Genomic DNA, 13825 nt, shown 5'->3' with positions numbered 1-13825 from the left:
TATTATCCTTTTAATTTATCGATATGTTCAACTCTGATTGACCCTGAATTTCTGTAGTAAACAACTATGATTGCTAATCCTATAGCGGCTTCTGCTGCAGCTACAGTTAGTATAAATAAAGTAAATACTTGACCGGCAATATCATTTAAGAAGATTGAGAATGCAACTAAATTAATATTAACAGCTAACAAAATTAGCTCGATACTCATTAAAATTACTATTATATTTTTTCTGTTTAAGAATATTCCAATTACACCAATAGAAAAAATTACAGCTCCCAGAGTTAAATAATGTCCTAATCCAATTTCAGCCATCTATTTTAACTCCTTTGTTAGACTCAACTTCTACTAAGTCTACAGCTTCAGATCTCTCTCTAGAAATTTGTTTAAAGTAACTCTGTTTTTTGACACCAGACCTTTGTCTAAAAGTCAGAACAATTGCTCCAACCATAGCTACAAGCAATATCATTCCACTTAATTGAAAGATATGAATATAGTCTGTATATAAAACCGCTCCTAAGGAATGAGTATTACTTAATTCGTTTGAAACTTGAATGTTATTAAGTTCTAACAGGTCAGGTTTGTATTTCCAACCACCAATGACAATGATTAATTCAAAAAATATAACTGTGCTTATTATTAATCCAATTGGAATATGTCCTGAGCTTTCTTCGGATAAAAACCACTGATTTTTTTGTTGAGCAACATTTAGCATCATTACTACAAACAAAAACAAAACAGCAACAGCACCAACATAGACAATTAACATAATCATCCCAAGAAATTCAGCACCAATCATTATGAATAAACAAGAAATACTTATGAAATCTAAGATTAAAAAAAATACAGAATGTACAGTATTCTTAGAAACGGTGACCATTATTGCTGAGACAACTGCAATTATTGAAAATATATAAAAAAATATCGTATGAGCTAACATGATTATCTGTAAGGGTTATCAGCTTTGATATTAGCAGCTAAAACATTTTCCCATCTATCTCCATTTTCTAATAACTTTTCTTTAGTGTAATAAAGCTCTTCCCTTGTTTCAGTTGAGAATTCAAAATTTGGCCCTTGAACAATCGCATCCACTGGACATGCTTCTTCGCATAATCCACAATAAATACATTTCATCATATCAATGTCATATCTTGTAGTTTTTCTACTACCATCTTCACGTTGAGCTGACTCAATTGTTATCGCCTGAGCTGGACAAGCCGCTTCACACAACTTGCATGCAATACATCTTTCCTCACCATTTGGATATCTTCTCAGAGCATGTTCACCTCTAAATCTTGGGCTAATTTTTCCTTTTTCAAAAGGATAATTAATTGTTTTTTTTGATGAGAATAATTCTTTAATAGCAATCAGTAGACCTGAAATAAAGTCTATCATTAAAACTGTTTTTAATAATCTAGATATTTTCATAATTAATTCGTCGGTAAGAGGTTAAAATAAAACAAGTAGCTAGCTGTTAACACAACATATATCAATGATAACGGTAAAAATATTTTCCATCCTAATCTCATTAATTGATCGTATCTGTATCTAGGTACAATGGCTTTTACTAATGCAAATAACATAAATAATAATAATATTTTTAAAATCAGCCAGATAGCACCTGGGATTAAATTGAAAGGATAAATTTCAATCGGTGATAACCATCCACCTAAAAATAAAATAGAACCTAAAGCGCACATTAATAAAATGTTTGCATACTCGCCTAGCCAAAACATTGCATACATCATTCCAGAATATTCAGTTTGATAACCTGCAACTAGCTCTGCCTCTGCTTCTGGTAAATCGAATGGAGGTCTATTTGTTTCTGCTAACGCTGATATAAAAAAAATTACAAACATTGGAAATAATGGAATTACAAACCACATGTTTTGTTGAGCTAAAACTATGTCATTTAAATTTAATGAACCTACACAAAGGAGCACATTAATAATTATTACACCAATTGAAACTTCGTAAGAAACCATCTGTGCTGCAGATCTTATAGATCCAAGAAAAGGATATTTAGAATTAGAAGCCCAACCGCCCATTATAATTCCATATACGCCTAAAGATGAAACAGCAAAAATATATAAAATTCCAACATTTATGTTTGCAAGAACTTGAGTTTCACTAAAAGGAATAACTGCCCAAGCAATTAATGCTAATGTCATTGTAACTATTGGTGCAAGTATAAAAATTACTTTATTTGAGCTTGCAGGAATAATTATCTCTTTAAAAATATATTTTAAAGCATCTGCTAATGATTGTAGCAATCCAAACGGACCTACTACATTAGGGCCTCTTCTTTTTTGAACAAATGCCCACACCCTTCTATCTAGCCACACAATCATTGCAACAGAAACTAAAACAGGAACTAATAAAAATAAAATCTTATAAATTTCTTCAAACAAAATATTAAAATATTCCATTATTAACCTTCTGTTCCTGTTTTTTTGATATCAATTTTAGCGCTATTGCACTCGATCATTGTTTTTGAGGATCGAGCAATCACATTTGAAAAATAATATTCTTTAACATTCATATTTATTTTCTCATCAACAAAATTACTAATATCTATCATTGGGTTTATTTTATTTTCTTTTTTTAATTTTAAATAATTAAACATGCTGCTTTCCAGCTCATCTTTATCGTTGAACAATTTACGATTATTCATTTGTTCAGCTAAGTTATTAATAATTTCCCAATCTTCTTTAGCTTTATTAGGTGGATAAGATGCTTTGTATGCTTTTTGAATTTTTCCCTCTAAATTTGTATAATGACCAGATTGTTCAGTATAGGCTGATCCAGGCAAAATAACATCAGCTAACCCTGCTCCTTTATCTCCATGACTTCCGACATAAACTACAAACTCATTCTTTTTTTCAAAATCTATATTGTCTTGACCTATTAAAAAAACAAATTCATATTTATTATTTTTCAAATTATCTAAGACACTGTTTTTAAAATTGCCTTTTTCTAAATTCACTAAATCTAAATCTAAATTACCAACAGTAGATGCATCACAAGTTAATATATTAAAGGCATTCCAATCATCGTTTATTTTGCCGTTATCAGATAAATATTTTTGTAATGAGTTAACAATAAAACCTGATGAGTTAGATCTTAATAAAGACTCTCCTACTATCACCAATGGATTTTTTGAATTTTTTATTAAATCAGCAACCTTATGATTGTTTTCTACAATTTGTTTAACCGTTGAAGTTTTTCCATCTAAGCTTTCATAAGGGTAAGTTAAATCTCCAACATCATTCAAAGAAACTATTTTTGTATTATTGTTTAAATAAGCTTTTCTAATTCTTGCATTTAATATTGTTGCCTCAAATCTTGGGTTAGCACCTACTAAGAAAATAAAATCTGAATCTTCAATACCATTTATAGAGGAGTTAAATATGTAGTTTTCTCTTTTTGATGTATCAACATACTTGTCCTCAGACCTTGTTTCATAATGATTTGTATCTAAAACTCTGTCAAAAAACTCTTTAAATGCAAATGAAGTTTCCATATTTGTAAGATCACCAACAAATCCACAAATTTTATCATTTGAAATATTTTTTAATTTTTTAGCAATTAATTCATTTGCTTCATTCCAGCTTGACTGAACAAACTTGCCATCTTTCTTTATGTATGGCACATCCAACCTTTGATTTAATAAGCCATCACAAGCATATCTAGTTTTATCTGAAATCCATTCTTCGTTAATATCTTCATTAATAATCGGCAAAACTCTTTTGACTTCCCAATCATAAGTATCAACTCTAATATTGCTTCCTACAGCGTCCATAACATCTATGGTTTCTGTTTTTTTTAACTCCCATGGTCTAGCTTCAAACACATAAGGTTTTGATGTTAAAGCACCGACTGGACATAAATCTACAACATTAGCTGAAAGTTCTGATTGCATTGATTGTTCAAGATAAGTTGTGATCTGCATATCCTCACCTCTACCAATTGCTCCAATTTCTGGAACACCGGCAATTTCAGTTGCAAACCGAACACATCTCGTGCAATGAATACATCTAGTCATTTGTGTTTTAATTAGAGGCCCCATATTTTTATCAGGAACTGCTCTTTTGTTTTCTTTAAACCTTGATTTATCTACTCCATAAAACATTGATTGATCCTGAAGATCACATTCTCCACCTTGATCACAAACTGGACAATCTAATGGATGATTAACTAATAAAAATTCCATTACTCCTTTTCTAGCTTTCTCAACTTTAGGAGTATTTGTCTTAATATTCATTCCCTCAGCAGCTGGCATAGCACAAGATGCTATTGGTTTAGGTGATTTTTCCATTTCAACCAAACACATTCTGCAGTTTCCCGCTATTGAAAGTTTTTCATGATAGCAAAATCTTGGAATCTCAACTCCAGCTTTTTCACAAGCTTGTAATACTGTTAGACCATTTTCTACTTCTACTTCAATGTCATTTACTTTTAACTTAGGCATTTTTTTTATCCAATATATGTTGATCAACTAGATAAGGAATATCTCGAGATTTCTCTATTACAGGACTAAATTTATTTCTTTGTTCAACTTCTTTTTTAAAGTGTCTCAACAAACCTTGAACAGGCCAAGAAGAGCCCTCACCAAATGCACAGATCGTATGACCTTCAATTTGTTTTGTTACATCCATAAGCATATCCACTTCATCTCTTGAAGCTTCACCTTTGGCCATTCTTTCTAACATTCTCCACATCCAACCAGAACCTTCTCTACATGGAGTGCATTGTCCGCAACTTTCGTGTTTATAAAATCTAGCAATCCTCGCCATACATTTGATTATGTCTTGATCTTTATTTATTACTACTATTCCAGCTGTACCTAATCCACTTTTTTCAGCCATTAGTGAGTCAAAATCCATTGTAATCGTATCACAAATATTTTTTGGAAGTAGCGGCATGGATGATCCACCTGGAATTACAGCTTGTAAATTATCCCAACCACCAACAACGCCACCTGCATGTGTTTCAATTAATTCCTTTAAGGTAATTCCCATTTCCTCTTCAACATTACATGGATTATTGACATTGCCTGAAATACAAAAGATTTTAGTTCCAGTATTTTTTGGTTTTCCAATGTTAGCAAACCATTTTCCACCTCTTCTTAATATTGTCGGCACTACAGCAATAGTTTCTACATTATTAATAATTGTTGGACATCCATACAAACCAATTAGAGCTGGAAAAGGAGGTTTTAATCTTGGTTGTCCTTTTTTTCCTTCTAAACTTTCAAGAAGTGCTGTTTCTTCACCACATATGTAAGCGCCTGCTCCGTAATGAATGTAAATATCGAAATCCCATCCAGTACCACTTGCATTTTTTCCAATTACTTTATTTTCATATGCTTCATCAATAGCTTTTTGAAGTTTTTGGCCTTCATTGTAATACTCACCTCTTATATATACGTAGCATGCATGAGCGTTAACTGCATAAGATGCAATTAAGCAACCTTCAATTAATTTATGCGGTTCAAACCTTAAAATATCTCTATCTTTACAAGTGCCTGGTTCAGACTCATCAGCATTGATCACTAGATAATGAGGTCTTGACCCAACTTCTTTAGGTGCGAATGACCACTTTAAACCTGTGGGAAATCCGGCTCCACCTCTTCCTCTAAGTTCTGAAGATTTTATTTCTTCTATAATCCATTCTCTTCCTTTTGAACAAATTTCCTTTGTATTAGACCAATCACCTCTTTTAAGCGCAGATTGATAGTCAGCACCGTTATCATTATATAAATTTTTAAATATTCTGTCCTCGTCTTTAAGCATTTTTTACATCCATTAAAGTTTTTCTATTATTTTCAGGTTCTGAATTTAATCTACCTTTAAAAGATCCATGTTTTGGAGTATTGCCTGATATTACTTCATCTAAAATTTTAAGTGCTTTTTCTTTATCTAAATCTTCATAATAATTTTCATTAATTTGCATCATGGGTGCATTAATACAAGCGCCCAAACATTCAACTTCCATCCATGAACAATTTTTTTCTTTTATAAACTCATTTTCATTTTCAGATATTTTTTCTTTACACGCTTCTACAATTTTATAAGCACCTCTAATCATACAAGGTGTTGTTGTACAAACTTGAACAAAATGTTTACCAACAGGTGAAAGATTATACATAGTATAAAAAGTTGCTACTTCATAAACTTTAACGTATGGCATTTCTAATAGCTTGCCGATATATTTCATGGCTGATAAAGGTATCCAGTTATCATGTTGTTTTTGTGCAATATAAAGTAATGACATAACTGCACTTTGTTGTTTTCCTTTTGGATACTTATCTATAATTTTTTTAGCCTCGGCCAAACTTTCAGAAGTAAATTCAAAATTTTCAGGTTGTTCTTTTGCAATTCTTCTTAATGTCATCTGTCAACCTCTCCAAAAACTATATCAAGCGAACCAAGAATTGCTGGTACATCCGCGAGCATGTGGCCTTTGATTAAATAATCCATTGATTGTAAATGTGAAAAACCTGGAGCTCTTATTTTACATTTGTAAGGTTTATTTGAACCATCTGAAATTAGATAAACACCGAACTCACCTTTTGGTGCTTCCACTGCAGTATAAATTTCATCTTTTGGCACCCTGTATCCTTCAGTAAATAATTTAAAATGATGAATAAGAGCTTCCATAGATTGTTTTAAATCTTTTTTTGGTGGTGGGCTTATTTTTCCATCTAATGATTTAACTGGTCCTTTTTCCATTTTTGCTAAACATTGCTTAATTATAGAAACACTTTCCTTCATTTCTTCAATTCTACAAAGATATCTATCATAGCAATCACCATTTTTTCCTACCGGAATTTTAAAATCTAAATGATCATAACAATCATAAGGTTGTGATTTTCTTAAGTCCCAAGGCACACCTGACCCCCTTATCATTACCCCACTAAATGAATGATCTAAAGCATCTTCTTTAGTAACAATCCCAATATCAACATTACGCTGTTTAAAAATTCGATTGTCTGTTAATAAATTTTCTAAATCATTTATTATTTTTGGAAAAGTTTCGCAAAACTTTGTAATATCTTCCTCTAAACCGGCTGGTAAGTCTTGATGAACACCTCCAGCTCTGAAGTAATTAGCGTGCAATCTAGAACCAGAAGCTCTTTCGTAGAAAGTCATTAAAGTTTCTCTTTCTTCAAATCCCCATAATGATGGTGTTAAAGCACCAACATCTAAAGCTTGTGTTGTTACATTTAAAATGTGACTTAAAATTCTTCCAATTTCACAAAAAATAACTCTTATAAATTGTGCTCTAATTGGAACTTCAATATCTAGGATTTTTTCTATCGCTAACGCAAAAGCATGTTCTTGGTTCATTGGAGCAACATAGTCAAGACGATCAAAGTAAGGAACAGCTTGCATATAGGTTTTATTTTCAATTAATTTTTCAGTTCCTCTATGCAACAAACCAATATGAGGATCCGCTTTTTCAACAACCTCACCATCTAATTCTAAAATTAATCTTAAAACTCCGTGAGCAGCAGGATGTTGTGGACCAAAATTAAGATTCAAATTTTTAATTTTTTTTGTCATTTTTCTCTGTTTCTTCTTTTATATATTTTGTTCCTTCCCAGGGACTTTCATAATCAAAATTTCTAAAGTTTTGTTCAAGTTTTACTGGTTCCATAACAACTTTTTTTTCATCCTCGCTGTATCTAACCTCTGTATGACCAGTTAATGGAAAATCTTTTCTTAATGGATGGCCTTCAAAACCATAATCAGTTAAAATTCTTCTTAAATCAGGATGATCTTTAAAATCTACACCATACATATCAAAGACTTCTCTCTCCATCCAATTTGCTGATGGAAAAACTGATGTTAACGATGGAATTATTTCGTTTTCATTAATTAAATAGTTCAAAACTAATCTTTGGTTAAATTCATGACTTAAAAATAGATAAACAACTTTAAATCTTTTTGCACTTTCAGGATAATCAACAACGGTTATATCTATTAATTGTCTAAATTTTGTATCTTTATTTGTTTTTAAAAACAGAACTACATCAAGCAAATCTTCTTTATCAATATCAATATAAAGTTGAGCATGTTTGATATTTGTAGAATTAATCTTAGTTGTTAATTCTGAATTAATTTTTTTTTCTAAATCTTCTAAATTTAACATTATCTCGCTAGTGAACCTTTATTTCTAATTTTCTTTTGTAGTTGCATAACCCCATATAACAAAGCTTCAGCTGATGGAGGGCAGCCAGGAACATAAACATCTACTGGAACTATTCTATCGCATCCTCTGACTACTGAATAAGAATAATGATAATAACCACCTCCATTTGCACAGCTTCCCATAGATATTACATATCTAGGTTCTGGCATTTGGTCATAAACTTTTCTTAAAGCTGGCGCCATTTTATTTGTTAAAGTTCCAGCAACAATCATTACATCTGATTGTCTTGGTGAACCTCTAGGGGCTGCTCCAAATCTCTCTAAATCATACCTTGGCATAGCTGTTTGCATCATCTCAACAGCACAACAAGCAAGCCCAAAAGTCATCCAATGTAATGATCCAGATCTAGACCAATTAATTAGGTTTTCTAATGAGGTAGTTATAAAACCATTTTTACCAAAATCTTCAGCTAGTTGTTTGAATTCGTCAGGTACTTGATCAAGTTTGTTAATCATAATTTATTCCCAGTCTAATGCACCTTTCTTCCATTCGTATATAAATCCGATGGTAAGAATAAATAAAAAAATCATCATTGAGGTAAAACCTAAAATTCCAATATTTCCTAATGACACAGCCCAGGGAAATAAAAATGCTATTTCTAAATCAAATATAATAAATAAAATTGCCACTAAGTAAAATCTAACATCAAATTCCATTCTTGAATCTTCAAAAGGTTCAAATCCACATTCATATGCTGATAATTTTTCTGGATCTGGGTTTTTAGGAGATAAAACAAAATTTACTAAAACAAATGCACAACTTAGGCCTAAAGCAATTATTAAAAATAAAATTATAGGCAAATAATCTTTTAAAAAATCAATTAACATTGAATTCTATATATCATTTTTTTTTTGTTGATGAAGTGTAGATAGGTCACATTAATTGGAGATATAAACAGTTATTACTTAGAATTTTGTATCGATTTAGTGGATCTAAGTGGCGGGAGTGAAGGGACTCGAACCCTCGACCTATCGCGTGACAGGCGATCGCTCTAACCAACTGAGCTACACCCCCACTAAGAATTTTTTTGGTGGGCAGTAAAGGACTCGAACCTTTGACCCCCTCGGTGTAAACGAGATGCTCTACCAACTGAGCTAACCGCCCCTGCCAAAACATCAGTTTTTTATAACTTTTCTTAATAATACGCAACAATTAATAATAATGAAAAATAACTATTATTATAAATTTTTTCATAGGGATTGTTTTTAAAAACACTGATTAATCTAACTGAATATCCAAAAGAAAATTTAAATTTTCTATAAAAAATTTATCTTTTTCAAATTTCTTAGCAAAATATTTTGCACCTTCGGATGTTATATGCCCATAGTCCCAATATATTTTATAACCATCATCTGTGATTGATGGGCAAACCATTTGGTCAATATTACAAAAAATTTTTTTTCTCTCAATTAAGATTACATCGTTTTGTTCGGTTATCTTTTTAATATTCTTATTTACAAACTCTCTATTCGATAAATCTTTGTAAATCTCTCTTTCTATTTGATATAATCTATCTTTATTTGGAAATCTGTTATTTAAATATATGTAATAATCTAACCTATTAAGGAGATAAGATGTTTTTAAAGTTTGTTCTAAAGCGTGATCAAATACGATTATTTTTTTTTTATCTTTTTTTAAAAGTTTGATTAATTCTCCTAAAATTTCCAAATCTCTATTTTCATTAATAAATCTTGTTGAGATAATAAGTAAATTAGATTTTTTGTATTGTTTTTTAAAATGTTCAAATAAAGGATCTTTTTTAATTAAAAATTTATAAAAATCAGAAATTTCAAAATTATACTCCGGATCTCTTTTTAATGGTGATGCTAAATTAAAATAGATTTTATCTGTTAAATTTGTTTTAGATAAAATTTCTAATAAATCTTCTGCATGAGAATTGCCAATGATTAATACATTTTTTCTTTCATTGTAATTGTCATAATTATAATTCATTTCGAAATCATAATTTTCTTTTTCGTAAATAATACTGTTGAGCTTATAAGTATTTGTAGAATAAAATCTATTTTCATAACCATTTGAAAATATAATTTTTGAATTTATAAAAATATTAAATAAACAAAGTGCAACTATGATAAATGAAACTTTTTTAAATCTATACTTTCTACTTCTAAAAGGTTTTTCTATAAAAAAATATGAAAATAATGAAAAGATAATAATAATGATTATTAATTCAAAGTTTGAAAAACTATGATCAGTTATTCTATCAAAAGCAAAAATAGGATAATGCCAAAGATACAAAGAATAAGAAATTAACCCAACACCAACAAATATTCTTGATGAAAGCAAATTTGTTATAAATTCATCTTTTTTTGAAAACCAAATCACTAATGAAACCCCAATTACAGGAACCAATGTATAAAGAGATGGATGTGGGATTTTATCGTTTAAAAAATATATTGATAATATTATCGATAAAATTCCAATCAAAGGAAGTAAGGAATTTAATAATTTAAATTTAAATTTATTGATTTTTTTTAATTCATAATAAGCCAATAATGATCCTGTTAATAATTCCCATCCTCTAGTTGGAAGAATATAAAAATTATGACTAGGAAAATATTTGCTCAAATAATGTGCGTAGCCTAAACTTAAAAAAAATCCAAATATTAATAAATAAATTAAATTTTTTTTAAAAAATTTGAAAATAATTAATAGTATAATTGGGAAAAGAATATAATACTGTTCTTCAACTGATAAAGACCAAGTATGAAGAAACGGTTTTAATAAACTACTTTCTGCGCCATATTGCAAACCAGAATTCAAAAAATAAATATTTGACGTAAACCCAATTGAAGAAAGAATAGATTTTGAATATTCTATAAAATTAACAGGAAGTAAATAAAGCCAGGCTAATGGTAATGATGCTGTGATAACAAATAATAAAACTGGTATAATTCTTCTAATTCTACGTTCATAAAAATTTTTAAATGAAAAAGTTCTAGTGAGCTTTAATTCTTTTAAAATTATAGATGTAATTAAATATCCTGATATTACAAAAAAGATATCAACACCTAAAAAACCACCTTGAAAATTTTTAATACCAGCGTGGTAAAGAATTACGGCACAAACAGCGATAGCTCTTAAACCATCAATTTCAGGACGATAATTTATTTTCATAATTAAAAATTATAAAACAATTATAAAAGATATCTAAAATATTATGAAAGTTGATTATTGAATACTTGCTTGCGATTTATCATCTTTTTTAGATAAGTCTACCTCAACCCACTCTGTTTTTTTTAGTTCTTTGGTTAAAGCAATTTTTAATACTTCATCAGCATATTCAACAGGAGTAATTTTTATTTCATCAATAATCTTTTTGGGCATGTCTACCAAATCTTTCTCATTTTCTTTTGGTATCAAAACTTCTTTAATGCCTGCTCTGTGAGCAGCAAGTAATTTTTCTTTTAACCCACCTATCGCTAAAACTTGACCTGTCAAAGTTACTTCTCCTGTCATTGCTACATCTCTTCTCACAGGAATATTTGTAATTGATGACACAATTGATGTTACCATTCCTATACCAGCAGACGGACCATCCTTTGGTGTTGCACCTTCTGGTACATGGATATGAAAATCTTTCTTTTCAAATAAAGGTGGTATAATTCCATATTGAAGACATTTTGATCTTACAAATGATTTTGCAGCTTTCACTGACTCCTGCATAACATCACCTAGTTTTCCAGTAATCTGCATTCGACCTTTTCCAGGCATTGTTACAGTTTCAATTTTTAATATTTCACCACCATATTCAGTCCACGCAAGACCAGTAACAATTCCAACTCTATCCTGAGACTCAAGTTCACCAAATTTATATTTTGCAACACCCAAGAAATCGGACAAATTCTTGTTTGTAATCGTTACTTCTTTTTCTTCTCCAGCTACAACTTTTTTAACTACCTTTCTTGCCAATTTAGAAATTTCTCTTTCTAAATTTCTAACACCAGATTCTTTTGTATAACTTCGGATAACTTCTTTAATTATATCATCCTCTAATTTCATCTCATTTTCTTTTACGCCGTTGTCTTTAATTTGTTTTGGTAAAAGATATTTGTTTGCAATACTTATTTTTTCATCCTCAGTGTAACCAGCTAATCTTATAACTTCCATTCTGTCTAATAATGGTGGAAGGATGTTTAATGTATTAGCAGTTGTTACAAACATTACGTCTGATAAATCATAATCAACTTCTAAGTAATGATCATTGAACGTTACATTTTGTTCTGGGTCTAAAGCTTCTAATAACGCTGATGAAGGATCACCTCTGTAATCATTTCCAATTTTATCAATTTCATCTAATAAAATTAATGGATTTTTCGTACCAGCTTTTTTCATCATTTGAATAATTTTTCCTGGTAACGATCCAATATAAGTTCTTCTGTGACCTCTAATTTCAGCTTCATCTCTCATGCCACCTACTGAAATTCTTACAAACTCTCTATTAGTTGCTTTTGCAATCGATTTACCTAAAGATGTTTTACCAACACCTGGAGGTCCAACTAAACATAAGATTGGTCCTTTAATTTTTTCCATTCTTTTTTGAACTGCAAGAAATTCTACAATTCTCTCTTTAATTTTTTCTAAACCATAATGATCTTTATCAAGTATGTTTAATGCTTTTGCTAAATCGATTTCAACTTCACTTTTTTTATGCCATGGTAGCTCTGTCATCCAATCTAAATAATTTCTTACAACTGTTGCTTCAGCTGACATTGGACTCATATTTTTTAATTTTTTAAGCTCTTGTAGACATTTTTTCTCTACATCTTTAGGCATTTTAGCTTTTAAAATTGCTTTATTTAAACTTGTGCTTTCGTCTTTACCGTCTTCTATTTCTCCAAGTTCTTTTTGAATAGCCTTTAATTGTTCATTTAAATAGTATTCTCTTTGAGTTTTCTCCATTTGAGTTTTAACTCTGCCTCTAATTCTTTTTTCAACACCAATTATGCTTGTCTCATTTTCCATAATCTTAATTATAGCGTTTAATCTTTTTTTAATATCAACAGTTTCAAATATTTGTTGTTTTTCAGAAATTGTAGCAGTCAAATGAGAAGCAATATTATCTGCAATTTGTGAAGGGTCCTTAAGTTGCTTGATTGTATTTATAGTCTCATTAGAAATCTTTTTATTAATTGATGTAAGTTTTTCTAATCTTCTAACGGCTGTTGCAGCTAAAGGATATAAATCTTCATTTTTTTCATTAACATCATTGTATAGAGAATATTCGCAAGTGATAAATTTTTCATTATCATTAAAATCTAAAATTTTAACTCTTTTCACTCCTTCAACTAAAACTTTAACTGTTCCATCTGGAAGTTTAAGCAATTGTAAAATGCTACCTTCACATCCATACATGAAGATGTCAGTTTTTTTAGGATCGTCTATCTCAGAATTTTTTTGTGTTACAAGAATAATTTTTTTATCTTTTTTCATCACTTCGTTAAGTGCTGTGATAGATTTGTCTCTTCCAACAAATAATGGGATTACCATACTAGGAAATACTACTATATCTCTTAAAGGTAATAATGGTGATGTGTGTTTAACTTCCATCCTACAAATATGGAGATTAAATCCAAATTTGCAATAGG

The 13825-nt window shown here is 30.1% G+C and carries 13 protein-coding genes and 2 tRNA genes; all 15 read right to left on the bottom strand.

Annotation, left to right across the window (positions count from 1 at the left end):
• Window positions 1-2: 2 nt before the first annotated feature.
• The 15 genes from nuoK to lon all read right to left on the bottom strand — a co-directional run bounded on the left by nuoK (window position 3) and on the right by lon (window position 13787).
• Window positions 3-314, bottom strand: coding sequence for an NADH-quinone oxidoreductase subunit NuoK (nuoK, locus tag ACTT9P_RS04110; protein WP_440909426.1), 312 nt, complete (start codon window positions 312-314; stop codon window positions 3-5).
• A complete protein-coding gene (locus tag ACTT9P_RS04105; RefSeq protein WP_440909425.1) occupies window positions 307-939 on the bottom strand; it encodes an NADH-quinone oxidoreductase subunit J in 633 nt (210 codons plus the stop codon). The genes nuoK and ACTT9P_RS04105 overlap by 8 nt, the downstream gene beginning before the upstream one ends.
• Window positions 940-941: 2 nt before the next feature.
• Window positions 942-1427 carry an NADH-quinone oxidoreductase subunit NuoI gene (gene nuoI / locus ACTT9P_RS04100; protein WP_440909424.1) on the bottom strand — a complete coding sequence of 162 codons (486 nt, stop codon included), beginning with the start codon at window positions 1425-1427 and terminating at the stop codon, window positions 942-944.
• A 2-nt stretch (window positions 1428-1429) separates the two neighbouring features.
• Entirely contained in the window at window positions 1430-2428 is a 999-nt protein-coding gene (nuoH, locus tag ACTT9P_RS04095) for an NADH-quinone oxidoreductase subunit NuoH (protein WP_440909423.1), read from the bottom strand.
• A 2-nt stretch (window positions 2429-2430) separates the two neighbouring features.
• On the bottom strand, window positions 2431-4470 hold the full coding sequence (nuoG, locus tag ACTT9P_RS04090) for an NADH-quinone oxidoreductase subunit NuoG (protein WP_440909422.1): 2040 nt from the start codon (window positions 4468-4470) through the stop codon (window positions 2431-2433).
• Window positions 4463-5794, bottom strand: coding sequence for an NADH-quinone oxidoreductase subunit NuoF (nuoF, locus tag ACTT9P_RS04085; RefSeq protein ID WP_440909421.1), 1332 nt, complete (start codon window positions 5792-5794; stop codon window positions 4463-4465). The genes nuoG and nuoF overlap by 8 nt, the downstream gene beginning before the upstream one ends.
• Window positions 5787-6395: an NADH-quinone oxidoreductase subunit NuoE gene (gene nuoE, locus ACTT9P_RS04080; protein WP_440909420.1), complete on the bottom strand. Its 609-nt coding sequence runs from the start codon at window positions 6393-6395 to the stop codon at window positions 5787-5789. Before nuoE ends, nuoF begins: the two co-directional genes overlap by 8 nt.
• A complete protein-coding gene (locus tag ACTT9P_RS04075) occupies window positions 6392-7567 on the bottom strand; it encodes an NADH-quinone oxidoreductase subunit D (RefSeq protein ID WP_440909419.1) in 1176 nt (391 codons plus the stop codon). The genes nuoE and ACTT9P_RS04075 overlap by 4 nt, the downstream gene beginning before the upstream one ends.
• Window positions 7551-8156 (bottom strand): NADH-quinone oxidoreductase subunit C, encoded by a 606-nt coding sequence (locus ACTT9P_RS04070; RefSeq protein ID WP_440909418.1) that lies wholly within the window; start codon window positions 8154-8156, stop codon window positions 7551-7553. Before ACTT9P_RS04070 ends, ACTT9P_RS04075 begins: the two co-directional genes overlap by 17 nt.
• A complete protein-coding gene (locus tag ACTT9P_RS04065) occupies window positions 8156-8671 on the bottom strand; it encodes a NuoB/complex I 20 kDa subunit family protein (RefSeq protein ID WP_440909417.1) in 516 nt (171 codons plus the stop codon). The genes ACTT9P_RS04070 and ACTT9P_RS04065 overlap by 1 nt, the downstream gene beginning before the upstream one ends.
• A gap of 3 nt (window positions 8672-8674) precedes the next feature.
• On the bottom strand, window positions 8675-9043 hold the full coding sequence (locus ACTT9P_RS04060) for an NADH-quinone oxidoreductase subunit A (protein ID WP_440909416.1): 369 nt from the start codon (window positions 9041-9043) through the stop codon (window positions 8675-8677).
• Between the two features lie 110 nt (window positions 9044-9153).
• Window positions 9154-9230: transfer RNA gene (locus ACTT9P_RS04055), tRNA-Asp, on the bottom strand.
• Between the two features lie 14 nt (window positions 9231-9244).
• Window positions 9245-9320: transfer RNA gene (locus tag ACTT9P_RS04050), tRNA-Val, on the bottom strand.
• 114 nt (window positions 9321-9434) lie between these two features.
• Complete coding sequence (locus tag ACTT9P_RS04045; protein ID WP_440909415.1) at window positions 9435-11354, bottom strand: acyltransferase family protein; 1920 nt, start codon at window positions 11352-11354, stop codon at window positions 9435-9437.
• A gap of 54 nt (window positions 11355-11408) precedes the next feature.
• A complete protein-coding gene (gene lon / locus ACTT9P_RS04040; RefSeq protein WP_440909414.1) occupies window positions 11409-13787 on the bottom strand; it encodes an endopeptidase La in 2379 nt (792 codons plus the stop codon).
• Window positions 13788-13825: the final 38 nt, after the last annotated feature.

Origin of the sequence: Candidatus Pelagibacter sp. (assembly GCF_052048095.1) — a bacterium.
Classification (GTDB): domain Bacteria; phylum Pseudomonadota; class Alphaproteobacteria; order Pelagibacterales; family Pelagibacteraceae; genus Pelagibacter.
This window is presented reverse-complemented; position numbering and strand designations above follow the sequence as displayed.

Excerpts from the sequence above, each read along its gene's own strand:
- nuoK (WP_440909426.1), bottom strand. The coding sequence starts at position 314 with ATGGCTGAAATTGGATTAGGACATTATTTAACTCTGGGAGCTGTAATT.
- ACTT9P_RS04105 (WP_440909425.1), bottom strand. The coding sequence starts at position 939 with ATGTTAGCTCATACGATATTTTTTTATATATTTTCAATAATTGCAGTT.
- nuoI (WP_440909424.1), bottom strand. The coding sequence starts at position 1,427 with ATGAAAATATCTAGATTATTAAAAACAGTTTTAATGATAGACTTTATT.
- nuoH (WP_440909423.1), bottom strand. The coding sequence starts at position 2,428 with ATGGAATATTTTAATATTTTGTTTGAAGAAATTTATAAGATTTTATTT.
- nuoG (WP_440909422.1), bottom strand. The coding sequence starts at position 4,470 with ATGCCTAAGTTAAAAGTAAATGACATTGAAGTAGAAGTAGAAAATGGT.
- nuoF (WP_440909421.1), bottom strand. The coding sequence starts at position 5,794 with ATGCTTAAAGACGAGGACAGAATATTTAAAAATTTATATAATGATAAC.
- nuoE (WP_440909420.1), bottom strand. The coding sequence starts at position 6,395 with ATGACATTAAGAAGAATTGCAAAAGAACAACCTGAAAATTTTGAATTT.
- ACTT9P_RS04075 (WP_440909419.1), bottom strand. The coding sequence starts at position 7,567 with ATGACAAAAAAAATTAAAAATTTGAATCTTAATTTTGGTCCACAACAT.
- ACTT9P_RS04070 (WP_440909418.1), bottom strand. The coding sequence starts at position 8,156 with ATGTTAAATTTAGAAGATTTAGAAAAAAAAATTAATTCAGAATTAACA.
- ACTT9P_RS04065 (WP_440909417.1), bottom strand. The coding sequence starts at position 8,671 with ATGATTAACAAACTTGATCAAGTACCTGACGAATTCAAACAACTAGCT.
- ACTT9P_RS04060 (WP_440909416.1), bottom strand. The coding sequence starts at position 9,043 with ATGTTAATTGATTTTTTAAAAGATTATTTGCCTATAATTTTATTTTTA.
- ACTT9P_RS04045 (WP_440909415.1), bottom strand. The coding sequence starts at position 11,354 with ATGAAAATAAATTATCGTCCTGAAATTGATGGTTTAAGAGCTATCGCT.
- lon (WP_440909414.1), bottom strand. The coding sequence starts at position 13,787 with ATGGAAGTTAAACACACATCACCATTATTACCTTTAAGAGATATAGTA.